The sequence below is a fragment of the Enterococcus sp. AZ177 genome (assembly GCF_050544585.1).
Classification (GTDB): domain Bacteria; phylum Bacillota; class Bacilli; order Lactobacillales; family Enterococcaceae; genus Enterococcus_L; species Enterococcus_L plantarum.
Map to the genome: position 1 here is coordinate 2304060 of NZ_CP172944.1, position 15291 is coordinate 2319350.

The 15291-nt window shown below is 36.8% G+C and carries 12 protein-coding genes; all 12 read right to left on the reverse strand.

The genetic code is table 11. The features are described 5' to 3' along the window. Nucleotides 1-15: 15 nt before the first annotated feature. Complete coding sequence (locus IGJ34_RS11240) at nucleotides 16-1164, reverse strand: CdaR family protein (protein WP_430597483.1); 1149 nt, start codon at nucleotides 1162-1164, stop codon at nucleotides 16-18. Continuing rightward, nucleotides 1161-2048, reverse strand: a complete 888-nt coding sequence (cdaA, locus tag IGJ34_RS11245) for a diadenylate cyclase CdaA (RefSeq protein WP_069654347.1) — start codon at nucleotides 2046-2048, stop codon at nucleotides 1161-1163. The genes IGJ34_RS11240 and cdaA overlap by 4 nt, the downstream gene beginning before the upstream one ends. Before the next feature lie 294 nt (nucleotides 2049-2342). Beyond that, nucleotides 2343-6020, reverse strand: a complete 3678-nt coding sequence (gene nifJ / locus IGJ34_RS11250; protein ID WP_430597484.1) for a pyruvate:ferredoxin (flavodoxin) oxidoreductase — start codon at nucleotides 6018-6020, stop codon at nucleotides 2343-2345. A 215-nt stretch (nucleotides 6021-6235) separates the two neighbouring features. After that, nucleotides 6236-7240, reverse strand: coding sequence for a DUF3114 domain-containing protein (locus tag IGJ34_RS11255; RefSeq protein WP_430597485.1), 1005 nt, complete (start codon nucleotides 7238-7240; stop codon nucleotides 6236-6238). Between the two features lie 134 nt (nucleotides 7241-7374). Then, entirely contained in the window at nucleotides 7375-7683 is a 309-nt protein-coding gene (locus IGJ34_RS11260) for an antibiotic biosynthesis monooxygenase family protein (RefSeq protein ID WP_206850532.1), read from the reverse strand. A 137-nt stretch (nucleotides 7684-7820) separates the two neighbouring features. Then, nucleotides 7821-9161, reverse strand: a complete 1341-nt coding sequence (gene glnA, locus IGJ34_RS11265) for a type I glutamate--ammonia ligase (protein WP_206850531.1) — start codon at nucleotides 9159-9161, stop codon at nucleotides 7821-7823. A 43-nt stretch (nucleotides 9162-9204) separates the two neighbouring features. Continuing rightward, a complete protein-coding gene (locus tag IGJ34_RS11270) occupies nucleotides 9205-9588 on the reverse strand; it encodes a MerR family transcriptional regulator (protein ID WP_069654352.1) in 384 nt (127 codons plus the stop codon). 195 nt (nucleotides 9589-9783) lie between these two features. Continuing rightward, nucleotides 9784-11097, reverse strand: coding sequence for a DUF6056 family protein (locus IGJ34_RS11275; RefSeq protein ID WP_430597486.1), 1314 nt, complete (start codon nucleotides 11095-11097; stop codon nucleotides 9784-9786). A 167-nt stretch (nucleotides 11098-11264) separates the two neighbouring features. Then, nucleotides 11265-12506, reverse strand: a complete 1242-nt coding sequence (hflX, locus tag IGJ34_RS11280) for a GTPase HflX (RefSeq protein ID WP_430597487.1) — start codon at nucleotides 12504-12506, stop codon at nucleotides 11265-11267. Nucleotides 12507-12518: 12 nt separating this feature from the next. After that, a complete protein-coding gene (gene miaA, locus IGJ34_RS11285) occupies nucleotides 12519-13430 on the reverse strand; it encodes a tRNA (adenosine(37)-N6)-dimethylallyltransferase MiaA (protein ID WP_430597488.1) in 912 nt (303 codons plus the stop codon). Nucleotides 13431-13435: 5 nt separating this feature from the next. Continuing rightward, nucleotides 13436-14176 carry a glycerophosphodiester phosphodiesterase gene (locus tag IGJ34_RS11290; RefSeq protein WP_430597489.1) on the reverse strand — a complete coding sequence of 247 codons (741 nt, stop codon included), beginning with the start codon at nucleotides 14174-14176 and terminating at the stop codon, nucleotides 13436-13438. 137 nt (nucleotides 14177-14313) lie between these two features. After that, on the reverse strand, nucleotides 14314-15279 hold the full coding sequence (locus tag IGJ34_RS11295) for an NAD-dependent epimerase/dehydratase family protein (RefSeq protein WP_069654357.1): 966 nt from the start codon (nucleotides 15277-15279) through the stop codon (nucleotides 14314-14316). Between the last annotated feature and the right edge of the window lie 12 nt (nucleotides 15280-15291).

Here is a 15291-nt window from a genome sequence, read left to right on the forward strand (position 1 = left end):
TCTTAGTCAATCAACTTAATTTGCAGGAACTGAACTACTCCCATTTTCCAGATCATCTTCAGTTGTACTTTCAATGCTAGACGAACTCGACGAGCTTGATGTACTAGAGGAACTTGTTGTTTTTTCACTGGAAGTCACAGACGTTGGGACCGATCGACTCGAACTTGATGTCGTTGTGCCTTGTCCGCTAGTTCCAGAAAAACTTGTACTTGTTCCTGCAAAGACTGGATTGATCGTCACTTCTACTTCCTCAGGTGAAACAATATACTCTGTATTTGTCGGTATTTTTATTTTTTGTTTGGTTGATGATTTTATATTACTTATGTCAACTGGTAACTCTATTGTATCAATTGCATCTAAAACAGATTTTGTTCCTCTAATTTCCACTTTTTGTTCTGAAAGATTAAATGTGAAATTCTCAACCCCTGTTGGTGGTGAGCCAGTTGGACTGATCGTAAGACCCACTTCTTTTGAAGGTAAGGTCAAATCAACAACGACTTTTACTTGAGGTGCTGGATTTTCAATACTTAACACTTGTCCTTTGCTATCAATTGCTTGAACATTGACCGTTTGCTTGATCGTATCAACCGATTGTTTGACATTGGACAAGGGAGCAATAACACGTGTAATCGCTTTGGCAGTCTCTTCTCCCGTTGTGATTTCAACAGTTTTAGGACTAACCGCAATTTTCTCTACTTTGTAGCCTTCTGCCTCAATCGATTCTGGTAGTTGCGCTTCAACATCGAACGATTTTGTTACTTTGTTCTCTACCGTTACAGTAATCGTTTTAGGCTCGATTTCAGCTGTTACTGCCGTACTCAATCCTTTAACTCGCAATTGGATTTCTGATGTCCCAATCGGTGTTTTGGTCAAATCAGCCACGACTTGAAAGTTTCTTGTATCTTCATTTGCTTCTAAATTCAGTTGAATTCGATTGGCACTACTTAAATGAACATTGACAGTTTCTTCATAACCAGACACAAAATACTTATCTTGGTCATATTCTAATTGAACAGGAATGTTATACAGCATTTCATCATAAACTTGGCTCCCACCTGTTATATCGGATAAATTCCCTGATGCATTGGCATTAAAAAATAATAACAAAGCAAAAAGTAACGCTAATAATCCTGAGAACCAATTGCTTTGATAGGGGATCTTCATTTCTTTTTCGCCCCTTTCGATACACCTTCAATAAAGTGTTGCAAAAGATTCTTTTTATCCTTGCGTTCTTCTTTTGGCACTAATTCTGCTCGAAGAATTCTCAGGTATTCTTCCTGTGTCAATTTAGGAATCAGATCATTATTCAAGGTGAGACTGACATCCCCTGTCTCTTCAGACACAATGATGGTCACAGCATCACTAACTTCACTGATACCGACGGCCGCTCTGTGACGCGTCCCAAATTCTTTTGGAATCAAGTTACTTTCAGACAACGGCAGGTAGGCACTTGCTACAGCGATTTTTCCTTGTTTCACAATCACTGCTCCATCATGCAATGGCGTATTGGGAATAAATATATTGATTAGCAATTCTCCTGTGATATCGGCATCTAAAGGAATCCCCGTTTCAATATATTCATCTAGGCCAGTATTTTTTTCCACTGTGATCAGTGCACCGATTTTTCGTTTCGACATATACTGAATGGCTTTATCAAAAGCAAGAATCATTTTTTCGTCTTCCTGCTGTTCAGATCTGCTTGCACGGAAAAATGAACTTCTCCCTAAATGCTCTAAGCCTCGGCGGACTTCTGGTTGAAAGATCACAACTGCAGCAATCACACCATACATGATAACTTGGTTCATCAGCCAGGACAGTGTATGGAGTCCAATGATCTCACTCAGTATTCGAATCACAATGAAGACTGCGACCCCTTTTAACAATTGAACAGCTTTTGTCCCTTTGACAAGCATGATCAATTTGTAGACGAGGTACCATACTACCAGAATATCTATAATATTGATGATATAATCACGCGACAAGAAATCTGATGAGATCAATTGCCGCCAATAATTCAAATCAAATAATTGACTAAGTTGAAAAGACATCATAAACCTCACTTCTCTCTGAAGATTTCTTAATAAGTATACCATAATCTTTTGCTTGGTTACAGGATGAGAATGAACGATAGAAAAATTTAAACAAAATGAACGGAATGGTGATAAAACTCTTTGAATTTTATTAACCTCACCTTGAATTAAAAAAACGGTGTGAAAAAGTCAGGTTCGTCGAAAATTTCCTAAAAACCGCACAATACACAAAACGCATTGTACGGTTTTTAGTCCAATTGCTTGAGCCTAAACGACTTTTGTCACAACCTAATTCTAAAATAAAACACGTTATTATTCTTCTACTTTCCCTCGTTTTGCAGCACGTTCTGCCCGTCTAGCCGCTCTTCTTGCTTCGGCTTCTGGATCAACTACTCGTTCTTTTTTGATACGAGGTGCTTTTTCACTCACAGCTTCATCCGTTGTTTTTTCTAATTTTGCTCGAATTTTTTCTTCTTGACCTGCCATACGAGCATAATTGTAAAATCGATTTTTTGCATCCTCGACTGTTTTCTCAAAAAGTTGACCAGCAAATTCAGGCTGTGTAGATTCTAATGATGAAAAACGAACTTGTTTACGCATAAATTCTTGCATCGTATCAAAATTTGGCTTTTTATAATCTAAGGTCATTGGATTTTTTCCTGATTCTCTTAATTCTGGATTATAGCGATACAACGACCAATATCCCGAATGAACAGCTTCTTTGGCTTCTTGTAAGGTTTTACTCATTCCGCCTGCTAAGCCATGTGTGATACAAGGTGTATACGCGATAATAATCGATGGTCCTGGGAAGCGTTCTGCTTCTTCTAAGGCTTTGATCGTCTGCATTTGATTCGCACCCGAGGCAATTTGAGCTACATAAACGTTACCATACGTCATTGCCATCATGCCTAAATCTTTTTTAGACACGTACTTTCCACTAGCAGAGAATTTTGCGATGGCAGAAGCAGGGGTTGCTTTTGATGTTTGACCACCGGTATTAGAATACACTTCATTGTCTAAAACCAACATATTCACATCTGCTCCACTTGCAAGGACATGGTCGATTCCGCCATACCCAATGTCATAAGCCCAACCATCTCCACCGATCATCCATTGACTATTTTTCACAAATAAATCATGATCTGCATAAATTGCTTCTAGTAATGGTTGCCCATTTTTCTCGTCGATCAAAGCAACTTTCAGTTTTGCGGCCCGTTGTTGTGTGCCTTCACCAGTATGCATATGATTGATCCAATCTTCCATTAATAACGCTAACTCCGATGAAGCACTCTTCATTGCCTCACTCATCTTCATCGCTAAGTGTTCTCGACGGGTTTGACTGGCTAAAAGCATTCCGTAACCAAATTCAGCATTATCCTCTAATAATGAGTTAGACCAAGCAGGACCTTGTCCTTCATCATTTGTTGTATACGGAGAAACTGGTGCTGCTCCGCCCCAAATAGAAGAACAACCAGTAGCATTGGCAATCATCATCCGATCACCAAACATTTGAGTCAATAATTTCACATAAGGCGTTTCGCCACAACCAGAACAAGCACCTGAAAATTCCAATAGCGGCTTATTAAATTGTGATCCTAAAACAGTATTTGGTTTGGCTGGATTTTCTTTTTGCTTCAACGTCATGGAGAATGCCCAATTCATTGCTTGCTCTTTTTGCTCTTCGTATGGTTTCATTACTAGAGCTTTGCCTTTTGCTGGACAAGCATCTACACAAAGACCGCAACCAGTACAATCTTCTACTGAAACTTGGATTCGGTATTTTAGGCCATCCGCACCACGCATTTCTCTGACAATATATCCTTCAGGTGCTTCTCCCATTTCTTCATCATCTGCCAAAAATGGACGAATCGCGGCATGTGGACAAACAAATGCACATTCGTTACACATTGTACAACGATCACTATTCCATTCTGGCACTTCAACAGCAATTCCGCGTTTTTCCACAGCTGTTGTCCCAAGTGGCATCCGACCGTCTGTCATATCATTTTTTATAAACGCACTCACCGCAAGCTCATTTCCTTCTTGGCGATTGATTGGTTCTACGATTTCATGTATATAATCCGTCACATTTTCTTTGCGTACTCTTGGTTTTAATTCAATAGTTTTCCAAGTGGCTGGCACTTTGACCTTATGCAAAAGCGCCACTGTCCGTTCGATTGCCTGAATATTTTTTTCAACAACGGCCATTGATTTTCTAGAGTAGCTTTTGAAAGCTTCTTCTTTTAAGATCGGTAATACTTCCTCAAACGGCATGATAGCAGCTAATTTAAAGAAAGCCGTTTCCATTGCCGTATTGATTCGACCGCCTAAGCCAACTTCACTGGCTAGTTTAACAGCATTGATCGTATAAAAATCAATTTCATTTTCAGCTAAGTAGCGTTTTAGTTTATTTGGTAAAAAGCGTTCTAATTGCTCATCATTCCAGACGGTATTAAGTAAAAAAGTTCCGCCCTTTTTCAATCCTTCAACTAAATCATACGTATTTAAATACGCAGCAGTATGGCATGCCACAAAATCAGCATGTTCGATCAAATAAGTCGAACGAATCGGTGTTTCGCCAAAACGTAAATGAGAAACCGTTAGTCCACCAGATTTTTTTGAATCGTAATAAAAGAATCCTTGCGCATATTTATCCGTATGATCCCCAATAATTTTGATGGCCGACTTGTTTGCTCCAACAGTTCCATCTGAGCCAAACCCCCAGAATTTTGCCTGATACGTTTTTGGGTTGGTCAGATCGAGTGCTTCACCGCAATCCAATGAGGTGTAGGTCACATCATCTACAATTCCGATCGTAAAACGACTTTTTGCCTCTTTCTTATCTTTTAACAGCTCATCATAAATCGCAACGATTTGATTCGGCAACACATCTTTTGAGCCTAATCCGTACCGTCCTCCAATGATCATCGGACGCAAATCAGATTCATACATCGCACTTTGTACATCTAAAAGTAAAGGCTCACCGCCCGCGCCTGGTTCTTTTGTACGATCCATCACGCCGATTGCTTTCACTGTCTTAGGCATTTTTTCCAAGAAGTTTTCTATCGGGAAAGGACGATACAAATGAATATTTAAGAAGCCAACTTTTCTACCTTGCTTTGTTAAGTGATCAATTGTTTGTTCGATTGCTTGAGCAGCTGACCCCATAGAAACGATTACTTCTTCTGCATCTTCAACACCATAATAAGTAACTAAATCGTAGTTAGTCCCTCTCAAGGCATTGATTTCATTCATATAATGTTTCACAACAGTTGGAATCTGTTCATAATAACGATTGATTGTTTCACGTTGTTGGAAATGGATATCTGGATTTTGGTTCGTTCCGCTAACTGAAGGATGATTGGGGTTCATACTTCTACTACGAAAATCGCTTAATTTTTTTTGATCTAATAAAGGAGCTAATTCTTCATAGTCCAGTACTTCGATTTTTTGAATTTCATGACTTGTCCGAAAACCATCAAAAAAGTTTATGAACGGGACACTTGATTCAATGGACGCTAAATGCGCGACGGCTGATAAATCCATGACTTCCTGGACGCTACTTTCACATAACATAGCAAATCCTGTCTGACGAGCAGCCATAACATCTCCGTGATCGCCGAAAATATTCAACGCATTTGTTGTCACAGCTCGACTTGCTACATGAAAGACTGATGGAAGCAACTCTCCAGCAATTTTGTACATGTTCGGTATCATCAATAACAATCCTTGTGAAGCAGTATATGTAGTGGTTAATGCGCCTGTCTTTAGCGATCCATGGACCACTCCAGCAGCTCCTGCTTCTGATTGCATTTCAACAATTTTAACAGGTTGTCCGAAAATATTTTTCTTTCCCTCAGCCGACCACTGATCTACAAGTTCGGCCATCGTTGAGCTTGGTGTAATTGGATAAATAGCGGCTAATTCAGTAAACGCATATGAGATGTATGCAGCAGCTGTATTTCCATCCATCGTCTTCATTTTTCGCATTATTTAGTCATCATCCTTCTATCTAAAAGTAGAATAGTTGCACGCATATTCTTCTCTATTATAACGGAAGCCTCCCTATTTTAAAACAGTTTGTGAAAATATTTCACAAAGTTTATTGATTATTTCGCTTTTCCACTTTAGAATATACCGAATTTTTGTGAAAAAGAAACAAGTTGGGACGGAAATCTCAATTTTCGTTACTCTTGATTTATATTTTAATTCTTATTCTTTTTACCTTTGTATTTGAATCCTTTTTCAGATAATCTCCTAATCAATTGATAAAATCGATTATCAGTTGGCGAAATCCAATATCGTTTGAGTTGATTCCGCTTTTGCGTGTCGAAATATCTAGGAGGGGTTCCATCTAATTTATCGTGTGTATGAAAGGGATCAAATCTAGGGCGCTCGCCATAGTTGAAAGATTCTCCGTTTGCGATTGCACATTCTAAATAGTCTTTTTCATCGCTTTCTGCTTTCCATTGACTTAATAACTGACCTTGTTCATCTAAAATAAATTCACTATGATAATCTCCAGATAGCATTTTTCGATAGAAACCTCGTTTTCTGATTTTTTTTACTAATCCTTTATTTGTAAGAGTTCTACTTCGTTTTTGAAGATCAACCGTCGATATCTCTACATCCAAATGAGCGCGATTATGATACTGAGGATCAGCATAAAACCAATTATTTTTAAGAATCATTTTTATGGCTGCTTCATCATTTTTCAAACTATTTCTTCTTTTATACCTTTCCACATATTCAATAATACATTTATCTAATCGGTTTCTAAATTGATGAATTTTTGTTTCGTTTGCGTATTTTTTCTTAAGGATTATTTTGGGTAATTTTTTATCTATTTGTGTAATGACCAACCCATTTGGATACGCACGTTGGACTGCTTTTGAGTAGCTATCGAAAAAAGGAGCTCCTGGAGGCATTTGATCGTAAAATTTATATTTAGAGGATTCGAAGTGTAAATCACCTGACTCATTTAGATATCCCCCCAAATGATCGATAACGAGTAAGACCTTTTCTTCATCGGAAAGCTGGCTTTGGTCAAACATTTCAGTATAGATTTCAGAACCAACTAAAAAAACCATCTGATCAACGTTCAGTTTATTTTCGTTTTTATTCATTATGTATACGCGCAGAGCCGCTTTATCCCACCCATGTTGTTGAAGTTTTTCAAACATCGTTGGAGTAAAATTCGATTTTTTCATTTCTGTTCTCCTTAATAGTTGTTTCCCTTCTACTATACCTGCTTTTTTATGAAAGTTACACTTATTTGAACAGACTCGAAGTATAAAAGAAAAGAATCCAAAGCAACTAAATTCACCTTAGACTCTTGTATTTTTTAAGCAGAAACTTCATAGCTCTTTCTGGTTTTTTCTATGACGATAGACGGTGTAGCTTTTTTATTTTGATGTGCCTCTCGATGCTCTTGTAAATGCTCTGGACGTTTTAACCAGTTTTGGAAATCTTTTTTACTCTGCCATTTAGATACCAACATAAACTCACACGTATCTTTATTTTCTGTATACCAACATTCACTTGATATACAACCTGGAAACTCTAACATTGAAGCGACATCTTTCCCTGTTTTAGCATCAAATCTTTCTTTTCCTTCTTTTTTTATAATAAATGTAACAGTTTGAACGATCATGATTTCCACTCCTTTTCAAGTCCAATTGATAACGATTCTCACTTATAAGTATAGCATACTTTGTACTCATTAACTGAACAATATAAAAAAAGGGGCTGAAACATCACTCTACGAGTCACATCCCAACCTCACGATTCTTAGTATAATTCTAAATATTGTTCTCTTTCCCATTCCGAAACAGTTTGACGGAAAGCAGCCCATTCCATACGTTTCGCTTCAACAAAGTTCACATAAATATGCTCACCTAATGCATTGATCATTACATCATCTTTACGTAATTCTTTAATAGCATTGTGCAGTGTTGAAGGCAAATCATGTATATGTGCTTCTTTTCGTTCTTCTTCGTTCATCACGTAAATGTTACGGTCAACCGCTTGTGGCGGATCGATTTCATTTTTGATTCCATCCAATCCCGCTTGTAAAAGTGTTGCCATTGTTAAATATGGATTTGCTGATGGATCAACAGAACGTAATTCTAAACGAGTAGATAACCCACGTGATTCCGGAACACGGACTAACGGCGAACGATTGCGTCCACTCCAAGCAACATATACCGGAGCCTCATATCCTGGTACCAAACGTTTATATGAATTAACAGTTGGATTACAAACCGCTGTATAAGCGCGAGCATGTTTCAATAATCCACCAAGGAAATGATACGCCGTTTGACTTAATTGCATTAGACCATTTTCATCAAAAAAGACATTTTCTTCGCCTTTAAATAAAGACATATTGCAGTGCATCCCCGAGCCGTTGATGCCATATAAAGGTTTTGGCATAAAAGTTGCGTGCAAGCCGTGTTTTCTAGCAATTGTTTTAACGACTAATTTAAAGGTTTGGATGTTGTCACAAGCTTCGATAACATCTGCATATTTAAAGTCTATCTCATGTTGACCAGGCGCTACTTCATGATGTGACGCCTCAACTTCAAATCCAAGACTTTCTAACTCAAGAACGATATCTCTACGACAATTTTCACCAAGATCGGTTGGCGCAAAATCAAAATAGCCACCTCGATCATTTAAATCAGTTGTGATTTTACCATCTTCATCTAATTTGAATAAGAAAAATTCTGGTTCAGGCCCAAGATTGAATGAAGTAAAGCCTAGTGATTCCATATCCGCCAAGGCTCGTTTTAAATTGCCACGAGGATCTCCAGCAAACGGTGTACCATCTGGATTATAAATGTCACAAATCAAACGAGCAACTTTCCCGTGTGTGCTCTCCCATGGAAAAACCATCCATGTCGATACGTCTGGATACAAATACATATCACTTTCTTCAATTCTCACAAAACCTTCAATAGAAGACCCATCAAACATCATTTTATTGCTTAATACTTTGTCTAATTGACTCACTGGAACTTCTACATTTTTGATTGTTCCCATAATGTCTGTAAACATTAATCGTAAAAATCGAACATTTTCTTCATCCGCTATTCGTTTGATATCTTCTACTGTGTTTTGTTTCTTCTTCATTGTCTTCCTTCACGTCCTTCATTTTTTGTGTAAAACTCAACTGTTACAATTTGGGTACTCTGGATTGGAATGGATTTTGTTGAGTAAGCCCACCTTGAGAAATAAGTTCATCATATAGAATCTTTCGAACATCTTCATCTGTCAGCGGTTTATTTGATTCTTGCGCATGCATTTGCTCTTCCAACTTCATTTCATAAACGCGTTTGATACCTGCCATGTTTAGACCATCTGATAAATAATCTTTGATCTCCAGTAATACATCAATGTCATTCAGTGAATACATACGTCGATTCCCTTCACTTCTTTCAGGATGAATCAAATCTTGCTCTTCATAATAACGGATTTGACGTGCTGATAAGTCAGTCAGTTTCATAACTGTACCAATTGGAAAAACTGACATCGATCTTCTCAGTTCCTTCTCTCTCATATCCACCCCCCTCTCTTAGTTAAATATAGGATATCAATACTTTTTTCCGTTGTCAATGATTTATGTTAGGTTTTCTAACATAAAAATAAAAAATAGCGCAAAACACAGCTATAACAAGGAAATTTCAGTTAATTCGTACGAAAATGAAAAAAGGCATCGTGAACAATACCTTTTTTCATTTACTTCTATTTCTATTCAGTTTAGAAAAAGTACACAGAATAAATTGATCACAGGTATAAAGCAGGCATAAAACACTATTCGCTTGTTTGCATGTTGACTGCCATTCTCTTGAATTTGTTGATAAAGTAGGAATAAATTGATCAATAAAAATACTGAGGCACACATAAAAACTCTAGCCCCTGAAGCATACATTGTCGGTGAAAACCACATCATTATGGATGAAAATAAGGCCGCACTATAACTTAAACCAATAAATATTTTTTGTTTTGCAACAGATATAGACAACGCAATCACTAAACCAAAAAACAGCCCCCATAACAGATAAGGCAAAATAGCATTCATGAACGTCCCACTCAAAAAATTACCGAACTTGAAAGAATTAATCCAATTCCCTTCATTAATAAGTTGAAAATTGGTAACTCTATCAGGAAAATTATAGGTCAGTAATACCAAAAATAATGTATATCCTATTCCTATTTTAGCTAGTAATTTGGAGGAATCAAGCACTAGAGAAACCACAAGTATCAAAATGAATAGAAGAAATAACTTCGTCTGCCACCCTTCAAATAACCAAGTACTTCCTCTCAACACTCTTGCCATTGGTGACAAATCACTAAAATCTGGCATCCACAATTTAATTTCCTGTTGCATTCTAAGTTTATTTCCCGGAGCTAAAAACATAAATAAAAATCCCGTTACAAAAAATGCTGTTGGAATATAAAGATAATAATGCTCTTTTTCTTTCTTTATTACTATTGCCACATGATAAATTAAGACTACACCTATAACACAAAGAATCAGCTGCTCATTCGAAAATGAAAAAACAAATGCAGGCAATAAGTATAACCAAATCGCCGTTTTTTGATTTCTAAAGAAATGATCTGCATAAGGAATCAGTGCAAACAACCCTAATGCTAATGGCCATAAATAATTGACTGCGCCCGTAATCCAAAAAATGGCATCTTTCATAACCCAGATATTGATAAATCCAAGTGATAAAAATGCAACTAAAAAGTTCTTACGATCAACAGTCCCAACAAATATCCGCACTAAAGAGTAACTAAATAACATCCAGGCACACGCACTGATCAGATGATGAATAAATAAAGGAACCAAGAAAATCAGATACAACATCGCTTCTGGAAATAGCCGGGCAGACCAATTATTGTAACGCCATTGAAGAAATCCAACAAAACTATACTCTTCAGAAATTTTCATAAACCAACCGTCGTCTGATCCCAAGTCTACGTTAAAATTCATAAAATATAAAACTGCTAAAACAAACAAACCAACATAAAAGAAAGAATTACTTTTAATAACCTTTTGCAAATCCAGATACCACCTTAACCTCTCATTTTGTATTTAGTATATCATTACACAAATCAAATAACTACAGCAAATAAAGAAAAAAACTGAGTGAGAAAACCACTAAATAGGTTCTCCAACTCAGCTCTTACTTTTTCCAACAATCTACACACAACAATAGACCTCGTTATTTAATCGTCTAACTCCCGCGTCCATTTAGAGTTATTTTTAGCAAAGCCTTTAACATGATACGCATTTGCCTCTTCTTCAAATGATTCTGATAACAACAGAGTATGGCGTTTCAATTCACTTAATTGTTGCCCTTGGTTTGATGGTATATCAAACTCATATGGAACCAATAATTCCATCATTTTTTCTCTAACAGCTTTTGTGAGTTCTTCTTTCCCTAAAGTACTTTTAGCTGACACTAATATGTTAGGAAATAAAGTTGGAATAAAGTCAGATTCGTCGATTTGATCACTTTTATTGTAAACAGTCAAAACCGGAAGTTGCTCTAAATCTAAATCATTTAATAATTCAACAACTGTTTGTTCATGTTGTAAACGATCTTCCGCACTGGCGTCGACTACATGTAATAACAAGTCCATACCTCGGCTTTCTTCCAGAGTTGATTGAAAGGCTTCGATCAACTGTGTCGGCAAATCTTGGATAAAACCGACAGTATCTGTCAGCGTTACGATCATTCCTTGAGGTAACTGCCATTTTTTTGTTAACGGATCTAACGTAGCAAATAATTGATCTTCAGAATATGTGCCTGCTGTTGTTAGCAAGTTTAAAATTGTTGATTTTCCTGCATTCGTGTAACCAATCAAACCAATTTGAAATAAATCTGATGATTGCCGTTTTTGCCTGCTTCGCTCACGGTGAGCTGATACTTCTTTCAATTCACGCTTGATTGCGATAATTTTATTACGAATATGCCGGCGATCTGATTCCAGTTTGGTTTCCCCAGGACCTCTAGTACCAATCCCACCACCTAAACGAGACAATTGTTTCCCTTGTCCAATCAATCGAGGAAGCAAATAATTTAACTGCGCTAGCTCAACTTGTAATTTTCCTTCTTTTGATCGTGCCCGCATTGCGAAAATATCTAAAATCAATTGTACCCGATCAATTACTTTGACACCAACAGCTTCAACAATCAATTGATTTTGCCGTGGTGTTAACTCATGATTAAAAATAACGATATCTGCTTCATACGCATCAACTAACTGTACTAATTCTTCAACTTTCCCCTTACCAATCACTGTCTGTGAATCAATTCGAGGACGCTTTTGTGTCAATGAAAAAACAACTTCTCCTTCAGCAGTTTTAGTTAAATTTTTCAATTCTTTCATAGATCCTTCAAATCGAGTGTAATTTCCCTCTGTTTCTACGCCCACTAAGATAACCTTTTCTGCTATTTTATCCATTTTTTATCCTTCCTAAGAATCCAGCCATTTTTCTATTTCCTTTTCTAACTTTAAAATAGTATCAGGTGTTTGTACTAAGTCCCACCAGCTGGCATTCATGCGGTTTCTAAACCAGGTCAATTGCCTTTTCGCATATCTTCTAGAATTTTGTTTTACTTGATCAATTGCTTCTTCTAAAGACTCTTTCCCTTCAAAATAGGGGAAAAACTCTTTATAGCCTATTCCTTGAATCGATTGTTGTGTCTGCCTGTTATAAAGTAACTCAGCTTCTTTTAAAAGCCCTTGTGTCATCATTATATCCACACGCATGTTGATTCGATTATAAAGTTCAGCTCGCTCCGTTTCTAATCCAACTAAGAAATAATCATATAATCTTTTTGGTTTTTCCTTCGGAGTTAAAATACTGAATCCCGTTTTATCAAACACTTCAAGTGCTCGAATCACTTTTTTACGGTTGTTGAAATGGATACTTGCAGCTGCTTGGCTATCTTTTTCTTGCAATAAATTCCACAAGTATTGATTTCCATGTATTTCAGCAAATTGCTCATATTTCTCACGAATTTCAGTCGATTCATCTTTGGCACCTAATTCAAAGTCATATAACAATGCTTGAATATACAGTCCTGTCCCACCAACAACAATTGGCAATTTTCCTTTTTCTGTTATTGCATCGATTGCCAGACGTCCTTCTTTTTGAAAATCTGCTACAGAGTATGTCTCAGATAGTTCACGACAATCAATCAAATGATGTAAAATACCTTCACGCTCTTCTTCCGTCACTTTTGCTGTGCCTATATCTAATTGTCTATAGACCTGCATTGAATCACCGCTAATGATTTCTCCATTTAACTTTTTGGCTAACTCAATACTTAAAGAGGTTTTTCCAACTGCTGTTGGTCCTGCGATTACTAATACTTTTTTCAATTTTTTCATCCTTTATTTTGTATCAATTTGCGTATTTGCAATGCCTTAGCTGGATAGTCTGTATGAATTGCGGTCAAATGATGACGAAAGCAATGTGTCATAGTGTCTTCTTCGTTAACAGTCCACGGACGAATTGCTTTTGGAAAATCCGCCAAATCATCTAAATGGTCGAATACCCAATCTATTTTAGGATGGATTCCTTCAATAAACTTTGATTGAAGCGCTCGTGTCTCCTCTTTTTCTGACAGTCTAAATACGGCAGCAATGTTTTGATTTTGTTCAATTTCCCAGATTTTCTCCAAACTTTTAAAATAAAAGCTTGAATACATATATTCAAAAGGCCAACACTGTGACTTCATGAGCTGAACAATTAGCTGTTCGATTCCTTCATAATGGATTTTATCTGTTTTGATTTCAATATTCAGTAAACCTTGAAAATTCTCTTCTTTAAGCAGCATGACTACTTCTTCTAAAGTAGGAATTTCTTGAATCATCGGATTTTTTTGGAACCAACTACCGGCATCGTATTGTTTTAACTCTGTTAAGGTTAAACTACCAACCTCCCCATAACCATTGGTTGTACGATCAATCGTTTCGTCATGGATCACCATCAGTTGGTTGTCTTTTGATAACTGCACATCTAGCTCGATTCCATCAGAACCAACTAAAACAGCTTCTTTAAACGAAGCTAAAGTATTTTCTGGATGGGTTCCTTTGCTACCACGGTGGGCGATTATTTTTGTCATCGTTCTCCCTCCAATCGACATCATTGTATCATTCCTAAGAATGAGTATCAAACAATTAAAAAGATTTTATTCGTTCAAAAAAACAGACAAGAATCTCTCATCTCGCCTGTTTCAGTCGTTTATTGAATCAATCAGATTTAGATATCTTTGTCAAAGTTACCAAGTTCGTAAGCAACATACTTTTCAAGTCCTGACTTGATAGTGTATTTAGGCTGATACCCTACAGCTTTTACTTTCGAAATGTCTGCAAGAGAATGTTTGATATCTCCAGAGCGTTCCCCTTCATACTGAATCGGTAAATTCACTTGTAAAAAGTTATCTACAATAGAAACTAATTCATTCAAGCCGATCGCTTCACCTGTACCAATATTATAGACTTCGCCTAACGTATCTTGTGAATGTGCAATGATATCCAATGCTTGAACAACATCCTCGATAAAAACAAAATCTCTTGATTGCGTCCCGTCACCAAACATAGTAAACATTGTTTCTTCCTTATTTAACACTTTCTTATAGCGATCCATCATAATCGATATAACACCTGAATACGGTGATTCAGGATTTTGTTTTGGTCCATAAACATTAAAGAAGCGTACCGCACTCGTTGGGACATCAAACAAGTGATAGTAATCAACAACATATTTTTCCGCAGCAAACTTATCGATTGCATAAGGTGTTAAGGGTCTAATAACAGATTCTTCTTTTTTAGGTAATGTTGGTTCATCACCATAGACTGCAGCTGATGATGCAAATAATAATCGTTTTAAGCCAAACTGATTAGACTTTACTAACTCTAACAATTGAAAAACACTATCAAAGTTTATTTGATGCGTTTCTAAAGGTCGTTCGACAGAATCAGCTACACTTGCGATAGCAGCCAAATGAAAAATATATTCAAACTGCGTATCTGTTAACACTTTTTCCATCAATGTAGAATCTGTCACGCTCCCTTCTATAAAACAAAGATTCGCAGACTCATCTAAATTACTCTTACTTCCCATTGATAAATCATCAATAACAGTGACTTTATGATTTTTACTGTAAAAATTAGCTAAAGTAGAACCGATGAACCCTGCTCCACCAGTGATTAATATATTATTCATTTATCAGTAACT